The 19,749-nt window shown below is 48.8% G+C and carries 15 protein-coding genes and 1 pseudogene; 9 read left to right on the top strand and 7 right to left on the bottom strand.

From position 1 onward, the window contains the following. Positions 1 to 86: 86 nt before the first annotated feature. Together H6F52_RS23670 and lepA are read right to left on the bottom strand one after the other, a co-directional pair. A complete protein-coding gene (locus H6F52_RS23670) occupies positions 87 to 1,046 on the bottom strand; it encodes a UDP-glucuronic acid decarboxylase family protein (protein ID WP_190526465.1) in 960 nt (319 codons plus the stop codon). A 292-nt stretch (positions 1,047 to 1,338) separates the two neighbouring features. After that, complete coding sequence (gene lepA / locus H6F52_RS23675; protein ID WP_190411324.1) at positions 1,339 to 3,150, bottom strand: translation elongation factor 4; 1,812 nt, start codon at positions 3,148 to 3,150, stop codon at positions 1,339 to 1,341. Positions 3,151 to 3,923: 773 nt separating this feature from the next. Between lepA and H6F52_RS23680 the strand changes: the two genes are divergently transcribed. From H6F52_RS23680 to H6F52_RS23705, 6 genes and pseudogenes are all read left to right on the top strand, one after another. Next, positions 3,924 to 4,154, top strand: coding sequence for a type II toxin-antitoxin system CcdA family antitoxin (locus H6F52_RS23680; protein WP_190411356.1), 231 nt, complete (start codon positions 3,924 to 3,926; stop codon positions 4,152 to 4,154). A gap of 188 nt (positions 4,155 to 4,342) precedes the next feature. Then, a pseudogene (locus H6F52_RS23685) lies at positions 4,343 to 5,617 on the top strand (ATP-binding protein); the annotation flags it as partial. Between the two features lie 312 nt (positions 5,618 to 5,929). Then, positions 5,930 to 6,136: a hypothetical protein gene (locus H6F52_RS23690; RefSeq protein ID WP_190428746.1), complete on the top strand. Its 207-nt coding sequence runs from the start codon at positions 5,930 to 5,932 to the stop codon at positions 6,134 to 6,136. Positions 6,137 to 6,262: 126 nt separating this feature from the next. Then, positions 6,263 to 6,913, top strand: a complete 651-nt coding sequence (locus H6F52_RS23695; protein WP_190411327.1) for a DUF3386 domain-containing protein — start codon at positions 6,263 to 6,265, stop codon at positions 6,911 to 6,913. Between the two features lie 130 nt (positions 6,914 to 7,043). Next, the gene (locus tag H6F52_RS23700) at positions 7,044 to 7,286 is read left to right on the top strand and encodes a NifU family protein (protein ID WP_190411328.1); all 243 of its coding nucleotides are present in this window, start codon (positions 7,044 to 7,046) and stop codon (positions 7,284 to 7,286) included. Between the two features lie 143 nt (positions 7,287 to 7,429). Further along, a complete protein-coding gene (locus H6F52_RS23705; RefSeq protein ID WP_190536922.1) occupies positions 7,430 to 9,661 on the top strand; it encodes a glycoside hydrolase in 2,232 nt (743 codons plus the stop codon). A gap of 47 nt (positions 9,662 to 9,708) precedes the next feature. On the opposite strand, the gene H6F52_RS23710 is transcribed toward H6F52_RS23705, so the two are convergent. After that, on the bottom strand, positions 9,709 to 10,380 hold the full coding sequence (locus tag H6F52_RS23710) for a GNAT family N-acetyltransferase (RefSeq protein ID WP_190536923.1): 672 nt from the start codon (positions 10,378 to 10,380) through the stop codon (positions 9,709 to 9,711). A 125-nt stretch (positions 10,381 to 10,505) separates the two neighbouring features. Continuing rightward, positions 10,506 to 11,582 carry an RNA 3'-terminal phosphate cyclase gene (gene rtcA, locus H6F52_RS23715; RefSeq protein WP_190428751.1) on the bottom strand — a complete coding sequence of 359 codons (1,077 nt, stop codon included), beginning with the start codon at positions 11,580 to 11,582 and terminating at the stop codon, positions 10,506 to 10,508. Positions 11,583 to 11,641: 59 nt separating this feature from the next. Here rtcA and H6F52_RS23720 point away from each other — a divergent pair, with 59 nt between their 5' ends. The 3 genes from H6F52_RS23720 to H6F52_RS23730 all read left to right on the top strand — a co-directional run bounded on the left by H6F52_RS23720 (position 11,642) and on the right by H6F52_RS23730 (position 16,882). Then, positions 11,642 to 12,520 carry a Tab2/Atab2 family RNA-binding protein gene (locus tag H6F52_RS23720; protein WP_190526457.1) on the top strand — a complete coding sequence of 293 codons (879 nt, stop codon included), beginning with the start codon at positions 11,642 to 11,644 and terminating at the stop codon, positions 12,518 to 12,520. A gap of 201 nt (positions 12,521 to 12,721) precedes the next feature. Further along, positions 12,722 to 14,038: a TldD/PmbA family protein gene (locus H6F52_RS23725; protein WP_190436794.1), complete on the top strand. Its 1,317-nt coding sequence runs from the start codon at positions 12,722 to 12,724 to the stop codon at positions 14,036 to 14,038. Positions 14,039 to 14,128: 90 nt separating this feature from the next. Next, positions 14,129 to 16,882 carry a chloride channel protein gene (locus tag H6F52_RS23730; RefSeq protein ID WP_190536924.1) on the top strand — a complete coding sequence of 918 codons (2,754 nt, stop codon included), beginning with the start codon at positions 14,129 to 14,131 and terminating at the stop codon, positions 16,880 to 16,882. Between the two features lie 31 nt (positions 16,883 to 16,913). Here H6F52_RS23730 and ftsE read toward each other — a convergent pair whose 3' ends face one another. The 3 genes from ftsE to H6F52_RS23745 form a co-directional block, all read right to left on the bottom strand. After that, positions 16,914 to 17,573, bottom strand: a complete 660-nt coding sequence (gene ftsE / locus H6F52_RS23735) for a cell division ATP-binding protein FtsE (protein WP_190411357.1) — start codon at positions 17,571 to 17,573, stop codon at positions 16,914 to 16,916. Positions 17,574 to 17,742: 169 nt separating this feature from the next. Beyond that, a complete protein-coding gene (locus tag H6F52_RS23740) occupies positions 17,743 to 18,483 on the bottom strand; it encodes a WecB/TagA/CpsF family glycosyltransferase (protein WP_190411358.1) in 741 nt (246 codons plus the stop codon). Positions 18,484 to 19,244: 761 nt separating this feature from the next. After that, positions 19,245 to 19,613: a VanZ family protein gene (locus H6F52_RS23745; RefSeq protein WP_190432312.1), complete on the bottom strand. Its 369-nt coding sequence runs from the start codon at positions 19,611 to 19,613 to the stop codon at positions 19,245 to 19,247. Positions 19,614 to 19,749: the final 136 nt, after the last annotated feature.

A 19,749-nucleotide genomic window follows, 5' to 3' on the forward strand; every position in this document is an offset into this window, starting at 1 on the left:
GGAATGACAGTTCTGGGGGTACGATTCTGTTGGGTAGTCCTTTGTTAAAAGTCATTGATAATTAACTTTTGACAAAGGACTCTAATTCACGAATCGCTGGGGATGCGATTCTCCGGCAGAGAAGCTAAGCGATCGCGAAAATCTTCTATAGTCAGTTGTAACCCTTCTTGCAAGGGTATTGTTGGCTCCCAATCCAGCCAAGTCTTTGCCCGCGTGATATCCGGACGCCGTCGGCGAGGATCGTCTTCTGGCAGTGGCTCAAGCTTAATCTTCGAGTCTGGGTTCACCATCTTTTGGACAGCCTCAGCCAGCTCTAAAATCGTATATTCATCGGGATTCCCTAAATTAATCGGTCCCGTATGCTCGCCATTCATCAGCCGCATCAGCCCTTCCACTAGGTCTGAAACGTAGCAGAAACTTCGGGTTTGCGAACCATCACCATAAACGGTTAGGGCGGTACCCCGCAGAGCTTGCACTACAAAGTTGCTAACCACTCGACCGTCATTTTCTAACATTCGAGGGCCGTAGGTGTTGAAGATTCGCGCGACTCGAATTTCTACATGATTCTGGCGATAATAGTCAAACGCCAGTGTTTCTGCAATTCGCTTGCCTTCGTCATAGCAGGAGCGAATTCCTATCGTATTGACATTACCGCGATATTCTTCAGTCTGGGGGTGGATTTCAGGATCGCCGTACACTTCTGAGGTGGAAGCCAAGAGTAATCTCGCCTTCACCCGCTTTGCCAGTCCTAACATATTCAGTGTACCCAGGACATTCGTTTTCACGGTCTTTACTGGGTTGAACTGGTAGTGTACTGGAGAGGCGGGGCAAGCTAGGTGATAAATTTGCTCCACTTCCAAGCGTATCGGTTCGGTGATGTCGTGACGGATGAGTTCAAAATATGGATTATCCAGCCACTTCAGGATGTTGCGTTTGTGTCCGGTATAGAAGTTATCGAGGCAAATGACTTCATGCCCTTGCGTCATTAGCCGGTCGATCAGATGGGAACCGATAAAACCAGCACCACCTGTGACTAAAATTCTCATCTGGCAATTGAGTCTTTTAAGAGTTGGAATCCATCTTAGACTAACCTTGCCATGCGACGGTGTCCAGATGTACCTGCATTTTCAATAAATCTATAAAGATATCGATGAAGATATCGTAAAGATTAGCGATCGCTCCTCGGCATTCATTTCTTCGCCTCAAGTTCGTTCCTTTCCCACTCTCAGCCTGGAATAGTACCCTATGTAAGACGCCAAGCTATGAAAATACGCTGGATTTCCAAGCTAAGCTTAAAAATCCAGCGTAAGTCTCAATTCAGTAGTCTCAATCCAAGCGCTACTCTTGATCCAGGCGCAACACTGCCATGAAAGCTGATTGCGGTACATCAACCGTCCCAATCGACTTCATGCGCTTCTTCCCTTTAGCCTGCTTCTGCAACAACTTTTTCTTTCGAGAAATATCACCGCCGTAGCACTTGGCAAGCACATCTTTTCTCAAAGCGGGGATATGTTCGCTGGCGACAATCTTACTGCCAATCGCGGCTTGAATCGGAATCTTGAACTGATGCCTGGGAATCAGTTCCTTCAACTTTTCTGTCAAACCACGTCCTACGTTGTAAGCCTTATCCCGATGCACAATCATCGCCAAGGCATCAACGGGGTCGTTGTTGATTAAAATATCTAGCTTAACCAGGGGATTTTCCTGATAGCCAATCAAATGATATTCCATACTGGCATAGCCGCGAGTTCTGGACTTCATTTGGTCAAAAAAGTCCGTCACCACTTCCGCCAGGGGTAACTCATAAGTCAGCGTGGTTCGCCCCTGCGTTAAATACTTCATATCTTTGAAGACACCACGCCGATTTTGACATAACTCCATCAAAGTCCCTACATAGACTTCTGGGGTAATCATGTCTACCTTGACATAAGGCTCCTCTATTTTTTCCCGTTCGTTCGGCGGCGGTAGGTGGCTGGGATTATCAATGTAAACTTCCTCTCCCTTATTGGTGATCACACGATAGACCACCGAAGGAGCGGTGATAATCAAATCTAAATCGTATTCCCGCTCTAGACGCTCTTGGACGATCTCCATGTGCAGCAAGCCCAAGAAGCCGCAGCGGAAGCCAAACCCCATCGCGCTGGACGTTTCCGGCTCGTAGTTCAACGCCGCATCATTTAATTTCAGTTTTTCCAGGGCTTCCCGTAAGTCTGGGTATTGGTCAGCATCGGTGGGGAACAAGCCGCAAAAGACCATCGGCTTCGCTTCGGTGTAACCGGGCAATGCCTCGCTAGCAGGGGCATTCGCTAGGGTAATGGTGTCTCCTACGCGAGCATCTTCCACCGCTTTAATTGCCGCTCCTAGGTAGCCCACTTCTCCGGCGTGCAGTTCGTTTACCGGCTTCTGAGTCGGGGAAAGGATACCCAATTCGTCAATTTCATATTCTTTGCCGGTCGCCATCAGACGAACGCGATCGCCTTTTTTGACCGTACCATCCATCACCCGGAAGTATACAATTACACCCCGATAGCTGTCATAGTAACTATCAAAAATTAAAGCTCTCAGCGGTTGGGACACCGTATCTATCGGCGGCGGGACTAAGTGAACGATCGACTCCAGGATCTCGTCAATCCCAAGCCCTTCTTTTGCAGAAGCGAGAATTGCACCGCTACAATCCAGTCCGATAATTTCTTCAATTTCTCCCTTTACCCGATCTGGCTCAGCTCCAGGGAGATCGATTTTATTTAATACTGGAATAATTTCCAGATTATTCTCAAGGGCAAGATAAACATTGGCAAGCGTTTGCGCTTCCACCCCTTGAGAGGCATCCACTACCAAGAGTGCGCCTTCGCAAGCAGCCAGAGAACGCGACACCTCGTAGGAAAAATCTACGTGACCAGGTGTATCAATTAGATTTAGAACGTACTGTTGACCATCCTTGGCGGTATAGTTCATTCGGGCAGCTTGCAGCTTAATCGTAATGCCGCGCTCCCGTTCTAAATCCATATTGTCCAGGAACTGTTCCTTCATCTGCCGATCTTGCACCGTGCCCGTAAACTGCAAGAGGCGATCCGCCAGAGTGGATTTTCCGTGGTCAATGTGGGCAATGATCGAGAAATTACGAATGCGAGAAACAGGTACGTCAGTCATAGCCAAACAAAAAGGCACGAACGGCAATTGAAAAGTTTAGCGGACTTCAAATATTGTAATGTTTCCGATGCCCAGGCAGTTAGGACAGCCGCAGATATGTCCTAACTGTCAACGTGAAACAATTCTTTAACTTTGAGTAGGACAGTTACCGCCTTCGATGACTATACAGTAGAAAATCTGCGCGGTTTACCTAAATCAGAGACAGCGATAAAAATAGATGCAGGACTGAGGACTGAGGGTTGAGTAGGGAGGACAGAGGACTGAGAGTTGAGGAAGGAGGACTGAGGGTTGAGGAAGGAGGACTGAGTAACTGTCAAACAGTCAGTCAAGCGAAGCGATAACCATTTAATTTGGCACGGGAGGGTGATGAGAACACAGCAAAAGGTATTGTGAATCTAAAGACTTAAAAAGAAATCTTGTGTATTCAAGTAGATTAGGGCACATTGGAATTAAATCCATGCAAAAACTGCTCTGATGAAAAACCTTTAAAAAAAGGGTAATTTTCTGATGAGAGAACGACTTCTCTACCGAAAAGTGGCAATGCTTCAGGAGCAGCCGCCCTCACCAGAAAATAGAGCGCTATTGCCAACTAGCAGTTAGCGCCCAGAGAATGTCAGAATGCATACTAGGGATCGGAATTGCAAAATTTTGTTGCCCATTAGGATAGGAGCGGCATTCTACTGACTGCGTTGCTTGCATCAGCAGTTAGCATGGAAAGACGGCGCATCCTCTTCCGCGTTGGTTTTGCTTGGAAATGTCATCACTGCACTGATATGAACGATCGGGCCAGATATTCTCAGGGTTCAGCCGAAAAGGTGGAAATTTCTATCCACCTTGATTCTGAACTGTTAGCACAAATTAAGCACCTGACCAACGATCCGAGTAAGGTCATTGAGACGGCAATTCGGCAGTGGCTTAGAGGTGAACGAGATCGAGATGATGAACTGACTCGGAACCTAGAGAGGAATCCGCCCGTGCCTCCAAGAGGGGAATGGAACGATTAATGCAAAATAAAGAACACTCTAGATGTAGACTTTAGCCGCAGGGCAAGTCTTTTGAGGTTGTATCTATCACAGAAAACGGCTGGTAATCATTAGCTTCTTCTCCTTTTGCAGTTTACAGGTATACTCTGATGGCGGCTCCTGTTAATGTCTCACTGCCAACTTTCGAGTCAACTGTGTCAAGTCCAGATCAGTACCAAAAACTGCTGAGTCAGATTGCTAGGAATATCCGTCGCACGCTCGATCTAGATACCATTTGGCAGCAAACGGTTAGAGGGCTAGGAGAAGCGCTTAACGTTAGTCGCTGCATCATCTGCAACTACGAAAGTTCTAAGCCCAAAGTGCAGGTGGTGGCGGAGTATTGCCAGGAGACGTTTCGGTCGATGCTGGGACAACAGTTACAGCTTGCCGAGCAACCCTATCTAAGGCAAGCACTGGAGACACAAGGCGAGCCAGTTGTGGTAGAACAGGCTGGGGTGAATGCGTTTGGGCAACAATCGGTATTAGTCGTTTCTACCTGCTATCAAAACCAGCCAAATGGCGTCATCGCTTTGCAACAGTGCGATCGCACTCGGCGATGGAACGATGCCGAAGTTGAGTTAGTTAGAGAACTGGCAGATCAGGTGGGAACCGCGATCGCTCACGCCACCCTGTATAAAGAATTAGAAGAAGCCCGCGAACAAGCAGAAGAAGCTTCTCGCCTTAAATCAGAGTTTCTGGCAAATACTTCCCACGAACTTCGGACACCGCTAAACGGCATGATTGGCTCCCTGAAGCTGATCCTAGATGGGACGGTAGACGAGCCAGAAGAGCAACTGGATTTTATCCAAGATGCTTACCGTTCAGCTTTACATCTCCTCAACCTGATCAATGACATTCTCGATGTCGCCAAAATTGAAGCAGGCAAAATGGAGCTGGAACTGGGACAGGTGAAGCTGGAAGAACTATTCGGGGATGTCGAGGAATTTACCCAGAATCAGGCGCAGCAGAAAAACCTGAGCTTATGCATTCAAATGCCATCTACCTACGATGAAATTATCCTGTATGGCAACTACCAGCGGCTGCTCCAGGTGATGTTAAACCTGATAGGGAATGCAATCAAATTTACCCATGAAGGCGGCGTCACGGTCAGTGCCGAGGTCAGTAAAAAGAAACTTAAGTTTGGAGGACAGGAATGTCCAGGCGTCGTGAAAGTCCAAGTCGCCGATACGGGGATTGGTGTCTCCCTTGACAAGCAAGACAAACTATTTCAATCATTTAGCCAGGTGGATGGCTCTCGCACTAGACAGTACGGTGGTACCGGATTGGGATTGGCAATATCTCAAAGGCTGGTAGAAGCAATGGGTGGGGTCGTAAACTTCTACAGTATGGGCGAAGGTCTGGGTTCAACAGTTACGTTCACCGTGCCTCTGTATCAAGAGCCGGTAATGATTTCAACACAACAGACAGGTTCGATGGATTGTTAATGTAGGTGCCACTTTCGGGGATTGATGAAATTGGGTTGAGTTGGCTCTACCAGTTGAAAGCACAAACAAGCTGCTTGCTGGTAGTTTCAGGCTCTACGATGAAATTTTGAGAAAGCAAGCACGCCAACATCGCCTGCGAGGTCAACAGGATTCTATGACTGAGCCAATTTCCGAACCGTACCAAAACTTTGAACCAAATTGCTAACAGGAGCGATCGCACACTCAATCTAAAAGCGATTTTCAGCAAACGGTTGAAAGTTTGGGAAAAGAATTGGACATAAGCCGGTGCCTTAGTTTCAATTGTTCGGTAAAGTGAATGGATCTCACACAACTCCCGATGCGGGGACGAGACTCGGACTAACAATCTCTCAAAAACTGCTTGAAGCAATGGCTGGCAATATTCATGTTCATCGTTACGGCGAAGGACTCGGCTCAACAGTCATGGTCACTGTACCCCTGTATCAAGCTTCAGTGATGATGACTACGCCACAGACGGGTTCAATAGGGCTATTAATCTAGGTGGGTACAGCGACGCTATCGGATTTTTCTGCTAACCCCAGTTTTCAGCGAATTGTGTCGCCAAAGCGTGTCACTACTCTGCAAACATTTTTACACTAGGAAAGAAGTTGATTAAAGTAAGAGTCTATGACTGAGCAAGCAAATGCTCGTGACTTGTTTCGGGCTGCCTACGAAAACCGCTACACCTGGGATACTAATTTCCCAGGATATAGTGCTGATGTAGAACTCAAGCAAGGTGATGAAGTCTACAAAGGCAAAATTCGCATCAACAGCGACATGACTGTTGAAGTTACCGGCATCGAAGACGAAACGGTGCAAGAGAGCATCTATACTCAGCTCAGGGATATTGTCACCCACCGCAAGCGGGGGTCTTTTGACAAAGCTCACGGCAAGAACGAATTTAACCTGGGGGAAACGGACGCCAGCGGCGCTACGGAAATTCTGGTTAAAGGCGATGCGATGGGATCTAACTACAAAATCCGAGGCACTGAAATTTGCCAGGTGAGTCGGGTAATGGGTCGAATGGCATTTGTCATCGATACCGCTGAAAGTTTAGACACCGGAGAAGGCTACGCCGCCAGTCGCTACGATGTTGTCTTCCGGAATCCTCAGACAGGTGAATTGCTCAGAGAAATGCAATTTGAGGATACCTTCGAGAAAGTCGGCGATTACTACGTGATGACCAAGCAGGTAATTCACGCGAATGAGCAAGGTCAAAAAACGACCACCGAGTTCAACTACGCGAACGTCAAGTTACTGGAACCAGCAGCGGTATAGGCGGTCCGCGTTACGATACCCTCTCGGCTGTCCCCAGTGTTCTCCATTTTCGCGATGAGTTTTTATCTCTGCGTGAACTAGGATCAACATAGCAGCAATAGAAAGAAAGATTCGATAAGGTAAACTAACCATGTCACAAACACTGGCACTGACTTCAGAAAACGTCGAACAAGTTTTGGATGAACTGCGCCCTTACCTAATGTCCGATGGTGGTAACGTTGAGCTGGTAGACATCGACGGTCCAGTCGTGAAGCTACGCCTCCAAGGAGCCTGCGGATCTTGCCCTAGTTCAGCAATGACGCTGAGAATGGGAATTGAGCGCCGCTTGCGTGAATTTATCCCCGAAATTGCCGAAGTTGAGCAAGTCCTTTAAAGGCAAAAGGTAAAAGGCAAAAGATTTTTTCTGATTTCTTTTGCCTTTTTAGTTTAATTGAACCAGTCTTTTCAAAGCCAAAGGCAAAAGAAATAGAACAGATATTTCTTTTGCCTTTTTAGTTTCTACTATTTACTTTCCCTATGCCCCATCCTCTCTATATCTCTTTCATCTGGCATCAACATCAACCTCTGTACAAAAGCCGCGCAGTCAATCAGTATCGTTTACCGTGGGTGCGGCTGCATGGGACGAAAGATTACCTAGATTTAGTGCTGCTGCTGGCTCGTTATCCGAAGCTGCATCAAACGGTTAATCTCGTGCCATCTTTGATTTTGCAGTTAGAGGATTATGTTGCTGGCACGGCGATGGACCCGTACTTAGCAGCAGCTTTGACGCCGGAACAGCAACTGAGTGATGAACAAAAAAGATTTATTATTGAGCATTTTTTTGATGCCAATCACCATACTTTAATTGACCCTCATCCTCGCTACGGAGAACTGTACGGGCAACGTCAAGAAAAGGGGGAAGAATGGTGTTGGACAAATTGGAATCCGCAAGATTACAGCGATTTGCTCGCTTGGCATAATCTGGCGTGGATCGATCCTTTGTTTTGGGACGATCCAGAGATTGAGGGCTGGTTGAAGCAGGGAAGAAACTTTACTTTAAGCGATCGCCAGCGAATTTTCTCTAAACAACGAGAAATCTTGAGTCGCATCATTCCGCAGCACCGGCAGATGCAAGAAGCAGGGCAACTGGAAGTATCGACAACGCCCTACACGCACCCAATTTTGCCCTTACTGAACGATACCAACTCCGGTCGGGTGGCGGTGCCCAACATGACCTTGCCGAAGCAGCGCTTCCAGTGGGCTGAAGATATCCCCAGACATCTCCAAAAAGCTTGGGATATGTATAAAGATCGGTTTGGGCAAGAACCGCGTGGTTTGTGGCCGTCAGAACAATCGGTTAGCCCCGAAATTTTGCCTTATATCGCCAAGCAGGGATATAAGTGGATCTGCTCCGATGAAGCCGTCTTAGGTTGGTCTAAGAAGCAATTTTTCCATCGCGACGGCGCGGGGAATGTCTACGAACCCGAATTACTGTATCAACCTTATCGGCTGCAAACCGAGTTCGGCGACTTAGCGATCGTGTTTCGGGATCACCGATTATCAGATTTAATTGGCTTTACTTATGGAGCGATGGAACCGCGCCGCGCCGCCACCGACTTAGTCGGGCATTTGGAAGCGATCGCTCGCACCCTGAAACACCGCCAGAAAGGAGGCGGTACAGCCCTAGAACAACCGTGGCTGGTCAACATTGCCCTTGATGGCGAAAACTGTTGGGAACACTACCATCTGGATGGTAAGCCCTTCTTAGAAGCTCTTTATCAAACGCTGAGCGACCACTCAGAGCTGAAATTGGTCACGGTTTCGGAATTTCTAGACCAGTTCCCTCCCAAGGCAACCATCCCCGCCGAGCAGCTGCACAGCGGCTCTTGGGTCGATGGCAGCTTTACAACTTGGATTGGCGATCCCGCCAAAAATCGCGCCTGGGATCTCTTAGAAGATGCGCGGAAAGTCTTGGCTAGCCATCCAGAAGCAACCGAGGAAAACAATCCAGAAGTTTGGGAAGCTTTGTACGCCGCAGAAGGTTCCGATTGGTTCTGGTGGTTTGGCGAAGGTCATTCCTCAAACCAAGATGCCATGTTCGACCAGCTGTTCCGGGAACACCTGTGTGCGATTTACCAAGCTTTAAATGAGCCGATCCCGTCGAACTTGCGCCAACCCGTAGAAGCTCACGAAGCGCGGGGAGACCATCGACCCCAAGGCTTTATTCATCCCACCATCGATGGACTGGGTGACGAACAGGATTGGGATCGCGCTGGTCGGATTGATGTGGGCGGATCGCGGGGTACGATGCACAAGAGCAGTGCCATTCAGCGTCTTTGGTACGGCGTGGATCACCTTAACTTCTATCTACGGCTGGACTTCCAGACCGGCATTCAACCGGGTAAAGGCTGTCCGCCTGAGTTGCATTTGCTGTGGTTCTATCCCAACCAAACAATGCACAATAGCCCCATTCCGCTGGAAAATTTACCTGACGAAGCGCCACTGAACTATCTGTTCCACCACCATTTAGGGATTAACTTACTGACTCACACGATTGAGTTTGAGGAGGCTGGGGAACATCTCAAGTGGCATCCTCGGTTTAGCCGCGCTCAAGTGGGTTTAAATAAGTGTTTGGAAGTGGCAGTTCCTTGGGCAGATTTGCAAATCGGTCCAGATTTTCCGCTGCGGATGGTAGCTATCTTAGCGGATGGCGAACGGTTTAGTAGCTATGTGCCTGAAAATGCCTTGATTCCGATTGATGTTCCTTAAGAATTCAATCGCAAAAATCAGGGATTTTTGTAAAATCCCTGATTTTTCTAACTTTGATACCGCATAACTGTCCAAACATTTCCACTAATTAGGGTATCTAGTTGGAAAATGTGAAAACTTGATTTGAGAGGCTGTGAGATTTCTTGCCAAGGAACAATCGTAAAGCCAAGTTGCGAATAAAATCGTACTAATTTAGGCTTACAGACTAAATAGAGGGGGTGGGTCGCTTCTTGAACAAGACGCTTCACTAGATAGGAACCCAGGTGCTGGCTGCGCCAAACAGGTTTCACAAATAAGTAATACAGCATAGAGTGCGTACTGTAACCGTTTATTTCACCGCAAGCTACTAAGCTTCCATTACATTCAATGACCCAGAACCGCGACCAATTGACAAAAGCATAGGTAAAAATTGAGAAGAAAAATAGAATAAAGGAAGCTGCTAAACAAAGAGTAACAATAAAAAGAAGTGCAAGGATAAGAAACAAAAGAATTCCGAGCAAGAAATTAGAAGCAAGAATTTTGATAATTTGTATGATTGCTAGCATGAAAAAAGTCAAGGCAATCAAAATTAGGAAATTGAAAGATAAAACTCTCAGATCAAATTTTAAAGCCTCAGATTTTGTAAATTCTAATAATAATTGCTGAATTAACCATTTTTCTTCCGCACGGGCTGGTCGGAGAACACACCCTGGTGGCAATGAAGGAGGTAGGTCAGCCATTAGTCCATTTTGTTGCAGCAGTGAACATCAAAGTCTGCGGCGATGAGGGCAATATTAGCAGTATGGGAGCCGTTGTCGTGTTTAAATTAACTGGAAATTTAGAAGCGATCGCTAACTATCCCTACTCATCTATCGGGGTTGGGTGTTACCGTCACCCGACGATCGACTTCATCAATCGTTATTGATGCCAACCCAAACTGCTCAATCACCCACGCATTGGTCGTTAGGTGGGTGCTAATCTCCGCCACTCGGTATTGACTCGTCGAGTCAGCTAAAGCCGCTGGCAATAGCAACTGATCCCCCAGGTGTACATCGACGGGTGCGCCAGTGTTATGAAAATCCAGCAACTCCTGACAAGCCATATCGGCAACTTTATCGGCTGGCAGTCCCAGACGTCCCAAAGCACCAAAGAAAGCCTTGCTATTCTCGTACTCAGCGGTGAGGAAAATCCCCGCCCCCGGTGCGATACCCCTTTCCCGTAAGGGTTGGACAGTGGCTTTGAGATCTGCCTGATGCAACACATTCTCGGCGCGGCTAGCCATCCGTTGGGGAATGTGGGAAGGAAGTTGTGTCACCACAGCAATCCCCCGCACCTGCTGAAATTCTCCAGGTTCCAGAAGGCTAATCCCTCGCAATGGTTGGATTTCCCTGTTCTTACCCCTAACGCCCCTACCGCTAACGCGAAGTTCCACTTCTCCTTGGCCTTGGGGATACCACCCCCAACTGCGTATCCTCACCTCAGCTTCCACTCCCATCTGACGTAACAGAGGCAAGTAGACTTGCTCGATGTAGGTATAAGCGGGACTATAGGCGACATGGGTGCCGCCGCGCAGCGTCACCTGCGATTCTCCCTGCGCGATCGCTAAAGGCAGCAAAATTGTCTGCAAAACCAAAGTGACAGCACCCGCCGAACCGCCTTCTTGTGCTTCGGTGACATCAAACGTGTATTTTCCCGGTTGGATTGAATCACCCGGAATAAACTCTAAAGCCGTTGAACCTAACGTATCCCCCTGCACTTTCGCTCCGCAGATGGCAGCAGCGGCACGCACAGCCGTTAAGTGTTGGGCAGCGAGTCCGGGCTTTTTGCGTCCCGCCCGAACCCGCCCGATTCGGATCGGATGACCTGCGATCGCCGCCAGGCTGAGGGAAGTCCGTAAAACCTGTCCGCCGCCTTCTCCGTAGGAACCGTCGATGTAAATCATGAGTAAAAGGATGCTTCAAACGTATTATGAAGGAAGTGACCAGATTTTAACGGCGCGGCATGGGAACAGTTTGGGAATTAGATTTTTATTCGCGTCCAATTTTGGACGAACAACAGAAAAAGATTTGGGAATTATTGGTGTGCGAAAGTCCGTTGGATATCCGCACCAAACCTGAGTCCCTGTTTCGTTACGCCGAGTTTTGCCCCAATAGCACGGTAAATTCGATCTGGCTGCGAACGACGTTGGAAGAAGCGATCGCTAGAGCAGCTGAACCTCCTCAAAAAATCCGCTTCTTCCGCCGCCCGATGACCAAAATGATTGTGAAAGCCTGCGATGAGTTGGGCATTTCCGCTCAGCTGAGCCGTCGAACTTTTACACTGTATCGGTGGCTGCAAGAGCGGATGCAGGACGTTTATCCCCAGCAACCAGGCTACCAAGGAGTTGCCCCGAATCCCTCTGTCCAATACCAACCCCAGCCGCCCCAACCTTTACCGGATGCGCTGGTTGGGCAAAAGTGGGCATTTGTAACCTTGTCAGCGGAAGCCTTTGAGGAAATGCACGAGTGGGACATCGGCTTTCGAGAAGCTTTTCCACTTATTGGATTAGGAGATTTCGCGCCTTTGCCACCGGAGACGCAGATTCCAGGGGTGGTGATTTTCTCTCCCAGAGCAGTACCGATGGCTGGCTGGATGTCGGGAATTGAACCGGCGTTCCTGAAATTTAATCGGAACACACCGCCTAGATTGCTTTTAGAGACGGGTGAGAGTAATAGCTGGATTTTGGCAAGTATCAAAGATTCAAAAACTTTGACGGAAGCCGAAAACTTTGAGGACGCCAAGCGAAAAGCTGGGATGTTGCATTTTTTAGCGATTCAGTCCGATCCGCAATCAGAATCCTTTGCGGGTTTTTGGCTAATGCAAGAATTGCCTCTAAGTTAAATTGATTCCAAAGTAAATCTTTCGGTTTCGCAACCAGACTGGGAGAATAGAAGACAAAGACATAAAAAAAGGCTCTCAGACAAGCATAAAAGTCGGAGTAAAAGCGCGGATGTTGAGACTGAGCGACAGAATTTTGCACTTTTGACTTTGACTTTATGAGGGCGTCTTGGCGGTTCCATCAATAAATTCCACGGTCAGAATATGGGTTTTAACGATTTACCACAAGAGACGCTAGCAGAGCAGTTATTGGAGTTAGCCACTCGTTCTGGAGCCGAGGAAGCGGAGGTTTATCAAGCGCGATCGCTTTCTCGCCCAGTTTTTTTTGAAGCCAACCGGCTCAAACAACTGGAAAGTGCCCAATCAGAAGGGACGGCGTTGCGGCTGTGGCGAGAAGGGCGTCCGGGTTTAGCCGTTGCTTATGGCCCTGTGGAACCGCAAGCACTGGTAGATCGAGCGATCGCTTTGTCGGCACTCAACGGAGTGGAAACCGTGGAATTGACTGAGGGACGGGCATCTAAGTATCCCGACTTGGGCGAGTTTATGCCCGTCGAGGAGCTGATATTAATGGGCAAAGAAGCGATCGCCCTCGTCCGAGATGCCTACCCAGAAGTCCTCTGCACCGCTCAATGGGAATGCGAAGCAGAAACGACGCGCCTTGTCAACACCAAAGGATTGGATTGTCGCTATACCGATACGACCCTCAGCTGTTATCTGGCAGCCGAATGGGTACGGGGGGATGATTTCTTGAGCGTTGGCGATGGACAAACCCAGCGGGATAGCCTCGATCCGGTCGCCTTGGCAAACCAAATTTTGCAGCGGTTAGCGTGGGCGAAAGAAAACATTTCACCCCCCATCGGTCGCGTGCCCGTGTTATTTACCGCCAAAGCAGCGGATATGCTTTGGGGAACCCTCTCAGCTGCACTGAATGGGAAACGAACCCTTGAGGGGGCTTCGCCGTGGAGCGATCGCTTGGGCGAACCCGTGACTTCAAAAGCCCTCACCATTACCCAAAACCCAGAATCTGGGCCGTTTAGCTGTCCTTTTGATGATGAAGGCACGGTCACGCGGAATCTGGAATTTATCAAAGACGGCATTTTGCAGCTGTTTTATACCGACCGCACGACCGGACGCCAGCTGGGTAGCGGGACTACTGGAAACGGGTTTCGTCCCGGTTTAGGTAGTTACCCGACACCGGGGCTATTTAATTTGCTGATTCATCCGGGAACTGGGGATCTGCTGAGCTTAATGCAGCAGATGGGTGATGGGCTGGTAGTAGATCAGATGCTGGGAGGCGGTTCTGGGATTTCGGGGGACTTCTCGATTAACGTTGACCTGGGCTACCGGATCAAGAACGGTCAGGTGGTCGGCAGGGTAAAAGATACGATGGTGGCAGGTAACGTATACGCAGCCCTCAAGCAGCTAGTGGCATTGGGAGGCGACGCCGAGTGGAATGGTTCGGTCTATACCCCATCTCTGATTGTGGAAGGGCTGTCTGTCACCGGCAAAATGCTGAGTTAATCCGAATCGAAGACTGGCTAATTGCCCGTTAGCCGTTAGCCATTAGCCATTAGCCATGAAATGAGTTGAGGGCAAAATGTTGAATGACTTATGAATTATTTGAGAGTGTTAAGTTCTCAAGTTTTGTCTTTACACTCAAGACTCAAATTTCCCAAATCCAAGGTCAAAGCTTTCTTACAACCCAGACGGCGTTTAGCGATCGCTGAAGCTTGTCTAATTGGGTTAGTATCGGGACTCGCCGCAGTTCTGTTCAAAGTCGGCGTCGGGACCTTGGGTGCATGGCGAGTTCATGCTTCCCACTTTCTCCCTGCATGGTTCGCATTACCCGCCATTGGTTTATCCTTTGGACTCCTCTCCGGCTTCCTAGTCGAACGTCTGGCACCAGAAGCAGCGGGGAGCGGCATTCCTTTTGTTAAAGCTGCCCTTTCTCAATTCCCCATCGCCCTGAATTTACGAGTTGCCCTCGTGAAGTTAGCCAGCAGCATTATTGCTCTGGGTTCCGGACTCACCTTGGGGCGTCAAGGGCCAACCGTGCATATCGGTGCAGCCGTTGCTGCTCAATTCAGCCACTGGGTTCCTACTTCGCCCGACCATCGCCGCCAGATGATTGCCGCTGGTGCGGGTGCTGGGTTAGCGGCTGGTTTCAATGCACCGATTGCCGGTGTGCTGTTTATTGTCGAAGAACTCCTCCAAGATTTATCCGACCTCACCTTGGGCACAGCCATTCTCGCATCCTTTATCGGTGCGGTTGTGTCGCGGCTGCTGGGCGGTCGTAGCCTTGACCTCAACCTCGATATTAGCCAATCTCAGACTAGCTTTTTTGCCCAAGAGATTCCTTTTTACCTGTTGTTAGGAGCCTTGGCTGGGGTGCTGGGGGCAATGTTTGGGAAAGGAATTTTTACTTCCCTCGCCTTCTATCGCCGCCTCAAACTTTCTCTACCGCTGCGAATTGGGCTGGCTGGATTAATTTCTGGTATCGTGACCGCCCTTCTCCCCTCAACATTTCGAGACAACACCGGGCTGCGAGAGTCCCTGCTGGCAGGTGGAGTGAGCTGGGAAATGGCAGCGATCGCTTTTGTGGCTCAGTATATACTGACGCTTGTCGCCTGTGGTTCTGGTGCCCCTGGCGGGTTATTCGCGCCTTCCCTGATTCTGGGGTCTGGGCTTGGCTATCTGGTCGGGTTCGTGCAGGAGGTAACCTTGGCAGTGGGTTCACCGACCACCTACGCCCTGGCTGGCATGGGGGCATTTTTTAGTGCCGTCTCCAAAGCGCCCATCACCGCTATTGTCATCGTTTTTGAAATGACAATGGACTTCAATCTTGTTCTGCCGCTGATGATTGGGTCTGTTGTTGCTTACCTGGTGTCGGAAAAGATAGTCAGGGGGTCGCTCTACGATCGCCTGCTGAAGTGGAATGGGATTGAACTAGAGAAAAAGCCAACTACCGATGGACTCTTATCGATGCTGAAGGCGGCAGACGTGATGCAGCGCCGAGTCGAAACCTTAACCAGCAATATGACCCTTGATGAAGCCGTGCAAGCCTTCTCTCGCTCCCATCATCGCGGCTTTCCGGTTGTGTATAAGGAGAAACTGGTTGGGATTATTACCCAAACTGACCTTGCTGGAATTGCCCAACGGGGATTACCAGGGAATGCCCCTTTGAGCAAAATCATGACGCCGAAGCCGATGGCGGTAAACCCTACCGACTCCTTGGGTGATGTTCTCTATTTACTCAATCGCTATCAACTCAGTCGGTTGCCAGTGACGGAAGGGCGCAAGCTGATTGGGATTATTACCCGTGCTGATATTATTCGGGCGCAAGCAGATAAGCTGAACGGTCAATCGGTGAATATTGGCCCGCGTCCGGAGCCTTCTTACTGTGTTTATCAAACTCGTTCTCCGGCAGTGGGAAGCGGACGAATGCTCGTTACCATCGCCAACCCGCAAACTGCACCTGCATTGTTGCAGATGGCAGCGGCAATTGCCCGCGATCGCAACTACGAAATCGAATGTCTTCAGGTTATCTCGGTTCCCCGCAACAGTGCCCCTGCTCAAACGCCCGTCAGCACTACCAAAAGTCGTCGGCTGCTCCGTCATGCCGAAAAACTGGGGCAAGATTGGCAAATTCCCGTCCACACTCAGATCCGCGTGTCTCATGATGTTGCTCCAGCCATTCTGGAAACCATTAACGAGCGTCACATTAATTTGCTGCTGATGGGCTGGAAAGGCACCAGCATCACGCCCGGTCGAGTTTTTGGCGATGTGGTAGACACGATCATCCGGCAGGCTCCCTGCGAGGTGGTGCTGGTGAAAATGGGCGAAGAGACTCCAGGTGTAGAAGAGCCGAGAAGCAGAGGCATCAGGGCGCATATCGCTGCCAATTCTCCCCGGCCCCCCCGAATCCTGGCACCCCGGCATCGCATCGGGGCACACTCACCCACCGTGTCCCTCTGCTTCAATCGCTGGCTGGTTCCGATTGCTGGTGGTCCTAACGCCCAGCAAGCTTTGCAACTCCTACCCGCTTTGATGTGTCTGAGTAAGACACCCGCAATTGAGCTAGCCCAAGTTTTCCATCCTTCCACCCTCTTGCCGGACACCGCCATGTTAGAAAAATCAGCCTTGTTCCTCAGCCGCCAACTGAGTGCAAGCGTGACGGCGATTCCCCTTCGTTCCAGTTCTGTCTCGGATGCCGTGATCGATCTAGCGCAAGCTGACGCCTGCGATGTGGTGATATTGGGTGCTAGTCGGGAAGGGCTATTACAGCAGGTGATGAAGGGAAATATCCCCGAAGCGATCGCGCGTGGCGTGAAAAGCACCGTGATTTTGGTAAGAAGCGCCCAGTAAAAAATTAAACAGAAGAATTATTCATTTCTGGTTAATTTCTGATTTTGACTTGCCCCTCACGGATTTGCACCACAGGTCGATTCGCCATCCGCAACAAGCGTTCGTCGTGCGTTGTCACCATCACAGTCGCACCGAAGGCGTTGAGTTTCTGGAGAATTCTCAGCACCGATGCCGAGTTATCCGCATCGAGATTTCCAGTGGGTTCATCTGCCAGTAACAGCGGCGGCGTTCCGACAATGGCGCGAGCAAGACTGACGCGCTGTTGCTCTCCACCAGAGAGTTCTTCAGGAAAACAATCCGCTTTATGCTGCAACCCGACTAATTTCAGCGTTGGAGGAAGGCGGCGCTCAATTTCCTTGCGCGTGAAGCCTTGCGCCCACAGTACAAAAGCAATATTTTCCGTTACTGTCCGGCGGGGGATGAGTTTGTAGTCTTGAAAAACAACGCCGATGCGCCGCCGCAGCAAAGACAGGCGATGACCCCGCAACTGCGCCACGTTGCAGTTATCGACCATGACCTCGCCATCCGTGGGGCGTTCTTCCCCATACAACAGCTTTAAGAGTGTTGATTTACCAGAACCAGAAGGCCCGGTAACAAACAAGAAATCCCCTCGCTTAACTTCCAAATTCACATCCAATAACCCACGGCTGCCATTGGAATAAATTTTTGTCACTTCCCGCAATTTCACCATGACTGCTGAGGAGGCTGAGTAATTGGCGTCCCGTGCGTCACTCCGGCGATCTTTGCCAATGCTGGGATGAGCAGAAGCTGTGGTCATATAAAAGTTATCAGTGCGTAATGCTAAGGGCTAATAGCTAATCGCTCATCGTTCATGGCAACTTCAATGAACAATTAACAATTCAAAACTCATAACTTTTTACCACAGCTCGCAAGGCAAATTGCGGTAAAGCCATCATTCTTCGCCAGCGCCAGGGTTCTTGATACAAGCGATAAAGCCATTCCAGATGATTATCCCGCAACCAAGCGGGTGCCCTGGATTTAATTCCAGCCCAAATATCAAAGCTACCGCCGACACCAATCCAAATCGATTCGGGACACAGGTGTCGGTTTTGGGCAATCCATAATTCCTGACGGGGAACGCCTAAACCCACGAATATCAGACGGGGTTGAAGAGTTTGCAGGGTTGTCTTAAATTCTGGTTCTGCTTCGGGTAAGAGGTAGCCGTGTTGACTCCCAGCGATCGCAATTCCCGGCACTCGTTCCTCCCAAACCGCAGCTGCTGCTTGCGCGACTCCCGGTGCCCCACCATAGAAAAAAATCGGGCAAAGCTTCCCCATTTGCCCAGCTTCCTGTAAAAGTGACTCTGCCAACTCAATTCCCGGACAGCGTCTCAGGCGTCTACCCTTTAACCGCAAATAAAGGACAACCCCAGCTCCATCCGGAATCACCAGTTCAGCCTGCTGGATGATCCCCGCAAGGCTGGGGTTGTCTTCTGCCTGAATCGCCATTTCCGCATTTAGCGTAACGACATGACCGCCTACCTTCTCATGCAGGCGCGAGATTAGCCACTTAGAATAGTCTTCTAACAGATGAACGGGCACTCCCAGGACGGGAAAATGTTCGGGTTTCTCCAATAGCATCGAATTTTGGTAAGGCTTTACACCAGCCATAGCAGCTCTGTCGTTTCAAGACTATGAACGCTAACTTATTCGCTGTATTGTAGAGTATTCCCGAACTTTGGTACAGAATCGGGAAACAGAATTTTTTTATATTTGCAGATCGTATTTTCTCTTCAGATAGCTCTCTTAAGAGAGCCATCTGCGTATAACTCCAGCGGCACCAGTTCAGTTTTTCCGTTTACATTAACCTTTGAGTAGACGATTCTCACAAAGGGAGCTTTATTTTGGTTGTAGCGATAAGACATATTAAACCTCCGCGTGAACCTTGATTTTCAGAATTTTTTAGTTGATTTTATTCCAATGTCTTCTCTTTAGACTTACTTTTTTGCTACACTGATTCGCTTGAAAGCTCCAGAAGAGAATAGTAAGCTTTCTAATGATTGTTTTGTAAAAACTTGGACTGTGTAGAACTATATTTGTATCGTCTAAAGCCATCTAAATTAAGGGTAAATCCACAGGAATTGCCTGTCATTAACCCTTGGAATTAAGTCTGTAGATACACATAAACTGAATTACTTTAAGTGAATACTTCTTGAGATAGAGATCGGTGACAAGGGAAGTAATCTCTGTTCTCCCATGCTCATGTCAATAACTTCTGCCCAGTCGTCACGTACCAAGCGTTGAGAAAGCCGCCGAATCATCGCAGCATCGGCGACGCCATCAATCTCTAGTAAATCCAAATGCTCAGGATGTAACCAACTCCAAAAAACGATTCCCAGGCTCTACTTTAACGATGCTAGCCAGTAAAAAAACCAAATTCCGATTAGGTTGGCAGCGAGATCGGACAAGGTGGAGGAACGAAGCGGTGAGAGGGCTTGCAGACTCTCATCAAATAAGGCAAAGATACTAATCAGAATTGGTGATAGTGGTAGGCTTATGGAACGAGACCAAATATTAATCACCCGGTTCCCTAAAGCTTTCTGACCTAAGTAACTGGCAAACCCTAATAAAATGAAATGTCCAATTGTGTCATAAAAAGGAATGGCAGAAATTTTGACTGGCACAATTCCTAAATAAGCAGAAACAAAAATTGTCAGTAAAATTACGAAATAAAGAATAAAACCTAGAACCCAACGCTGATTTGATTTCATACCCATTGCTCCCTGAGGCGCGTGTCACCCCTCAGCGTAAGTTTAGAAAATCTGTTTGCTTTCAATTAAAATAATTTCAATAAATTTAACTGGTTATATTTAATAACAAATTACACAACTATACTGCGATTTGTTT

This window comes from Coleofasciculus sp. FACHB-542, from assembly GCF_014695825.1.
GTDB lineage: Bacteria > Cyanobacteriota > Cyanobacteriia > Cyanobacteriales > FACHB-T130 > FACHB-T130.

Coding starts and splice junctions, on each gene's coding strand:
- H6F52_RS23710 (WP_190536923.1), bottom strand. CDS start 10,380: ATGGCTGACCTACCTCCTTCATTGCCACCAGGGTGTGTTCTCCGACCA.
- lepA (WP_190411324.1), bottom strand. CDS start 3,150: ATGACTGACGTACCTGTTTCTCGCATTCGTAATTTCTCGATCATTGCC.
- H6F52_RS23725 (WP_190436794.1), top strand. CDS start 12,722: ATGGGTTTTAACGATTTACCACAAGAGACGCTAGCAGAGCAGTTATTG.
- H6F52_RS23740 (WP_190411358.1), bottom strand. CDS start 18,483: ATGCTATTGGAGAAACCCGAACATTTTCCCGTCCTGGGAGTGCCCGTT.
- H6F52_RS23745 (WP_190432312.1), bottom strand. CDS start 19,613: ATGAAATCAAATCAGCGTTGGGTTCTAGGTTTTATTCTTTATTTCGTA.
- rtcA (WP_190428751.1), bottom strand. CDS start 11,582: ATGATTTACATCGACGGTTCCTACGGAGAAGGCGGCGGACAGGTTTTA.
- H6F52_RS23700 (WP_190411328.1), top strand. CDS start 7,044: ATGTCACAAACACTGGCACTGACTTCAGAAAACGTCGAACAAGTTTTG.
- ftsE (WP_190411357.1), bottom strand. CDS start 17,573: ATGGTGAAATTGCGGGAAGTGACAAAAATTTATTCCAATGGCAGCCGT.
- H6F52_RS23730 (WP_190536924.1), top strand. CDS start 14,129: ATGAATTATTTGAGAGTGTTAAGTTCTCAAGTTTTGTCTTTACACTCA.
- H6F52_RS23705 (WP_190536922.1), top strand. CDS start 7,430: ATGCCCCATCCTCTCTATATCTCTTTCATCTGGCATCAACATCAACCT.
- H6F52_RS23720 (WP_190526457.1), top strand. CDS start 11,642: ATGGGAACAGTTTGGGAATTAGATTTTTATTCGCGTCCAATTTTGGAC.
- H6F52_RS23680 (WP_190411356.1), top strand. CDS start 3,924: ATGAACGATCGGGCCAGATATTCTCAGGGTTCAGCCGAAAAGGTGGAA.
- H6F52_RS23670 (WP_190526465.1), bottom strand. CDS start 1,046: ATGAGAATTTTAGTCACAGGTGGTGCTGGTTTTATCGGTTCCCATCTG.
- H6F52_RS23695 (WP_190411327.1), top strand. CDS start 6,263: ATGACTGAGCAAGCAAATGCTCGTGACTTGTTTCGGGCTGCCTACGAA.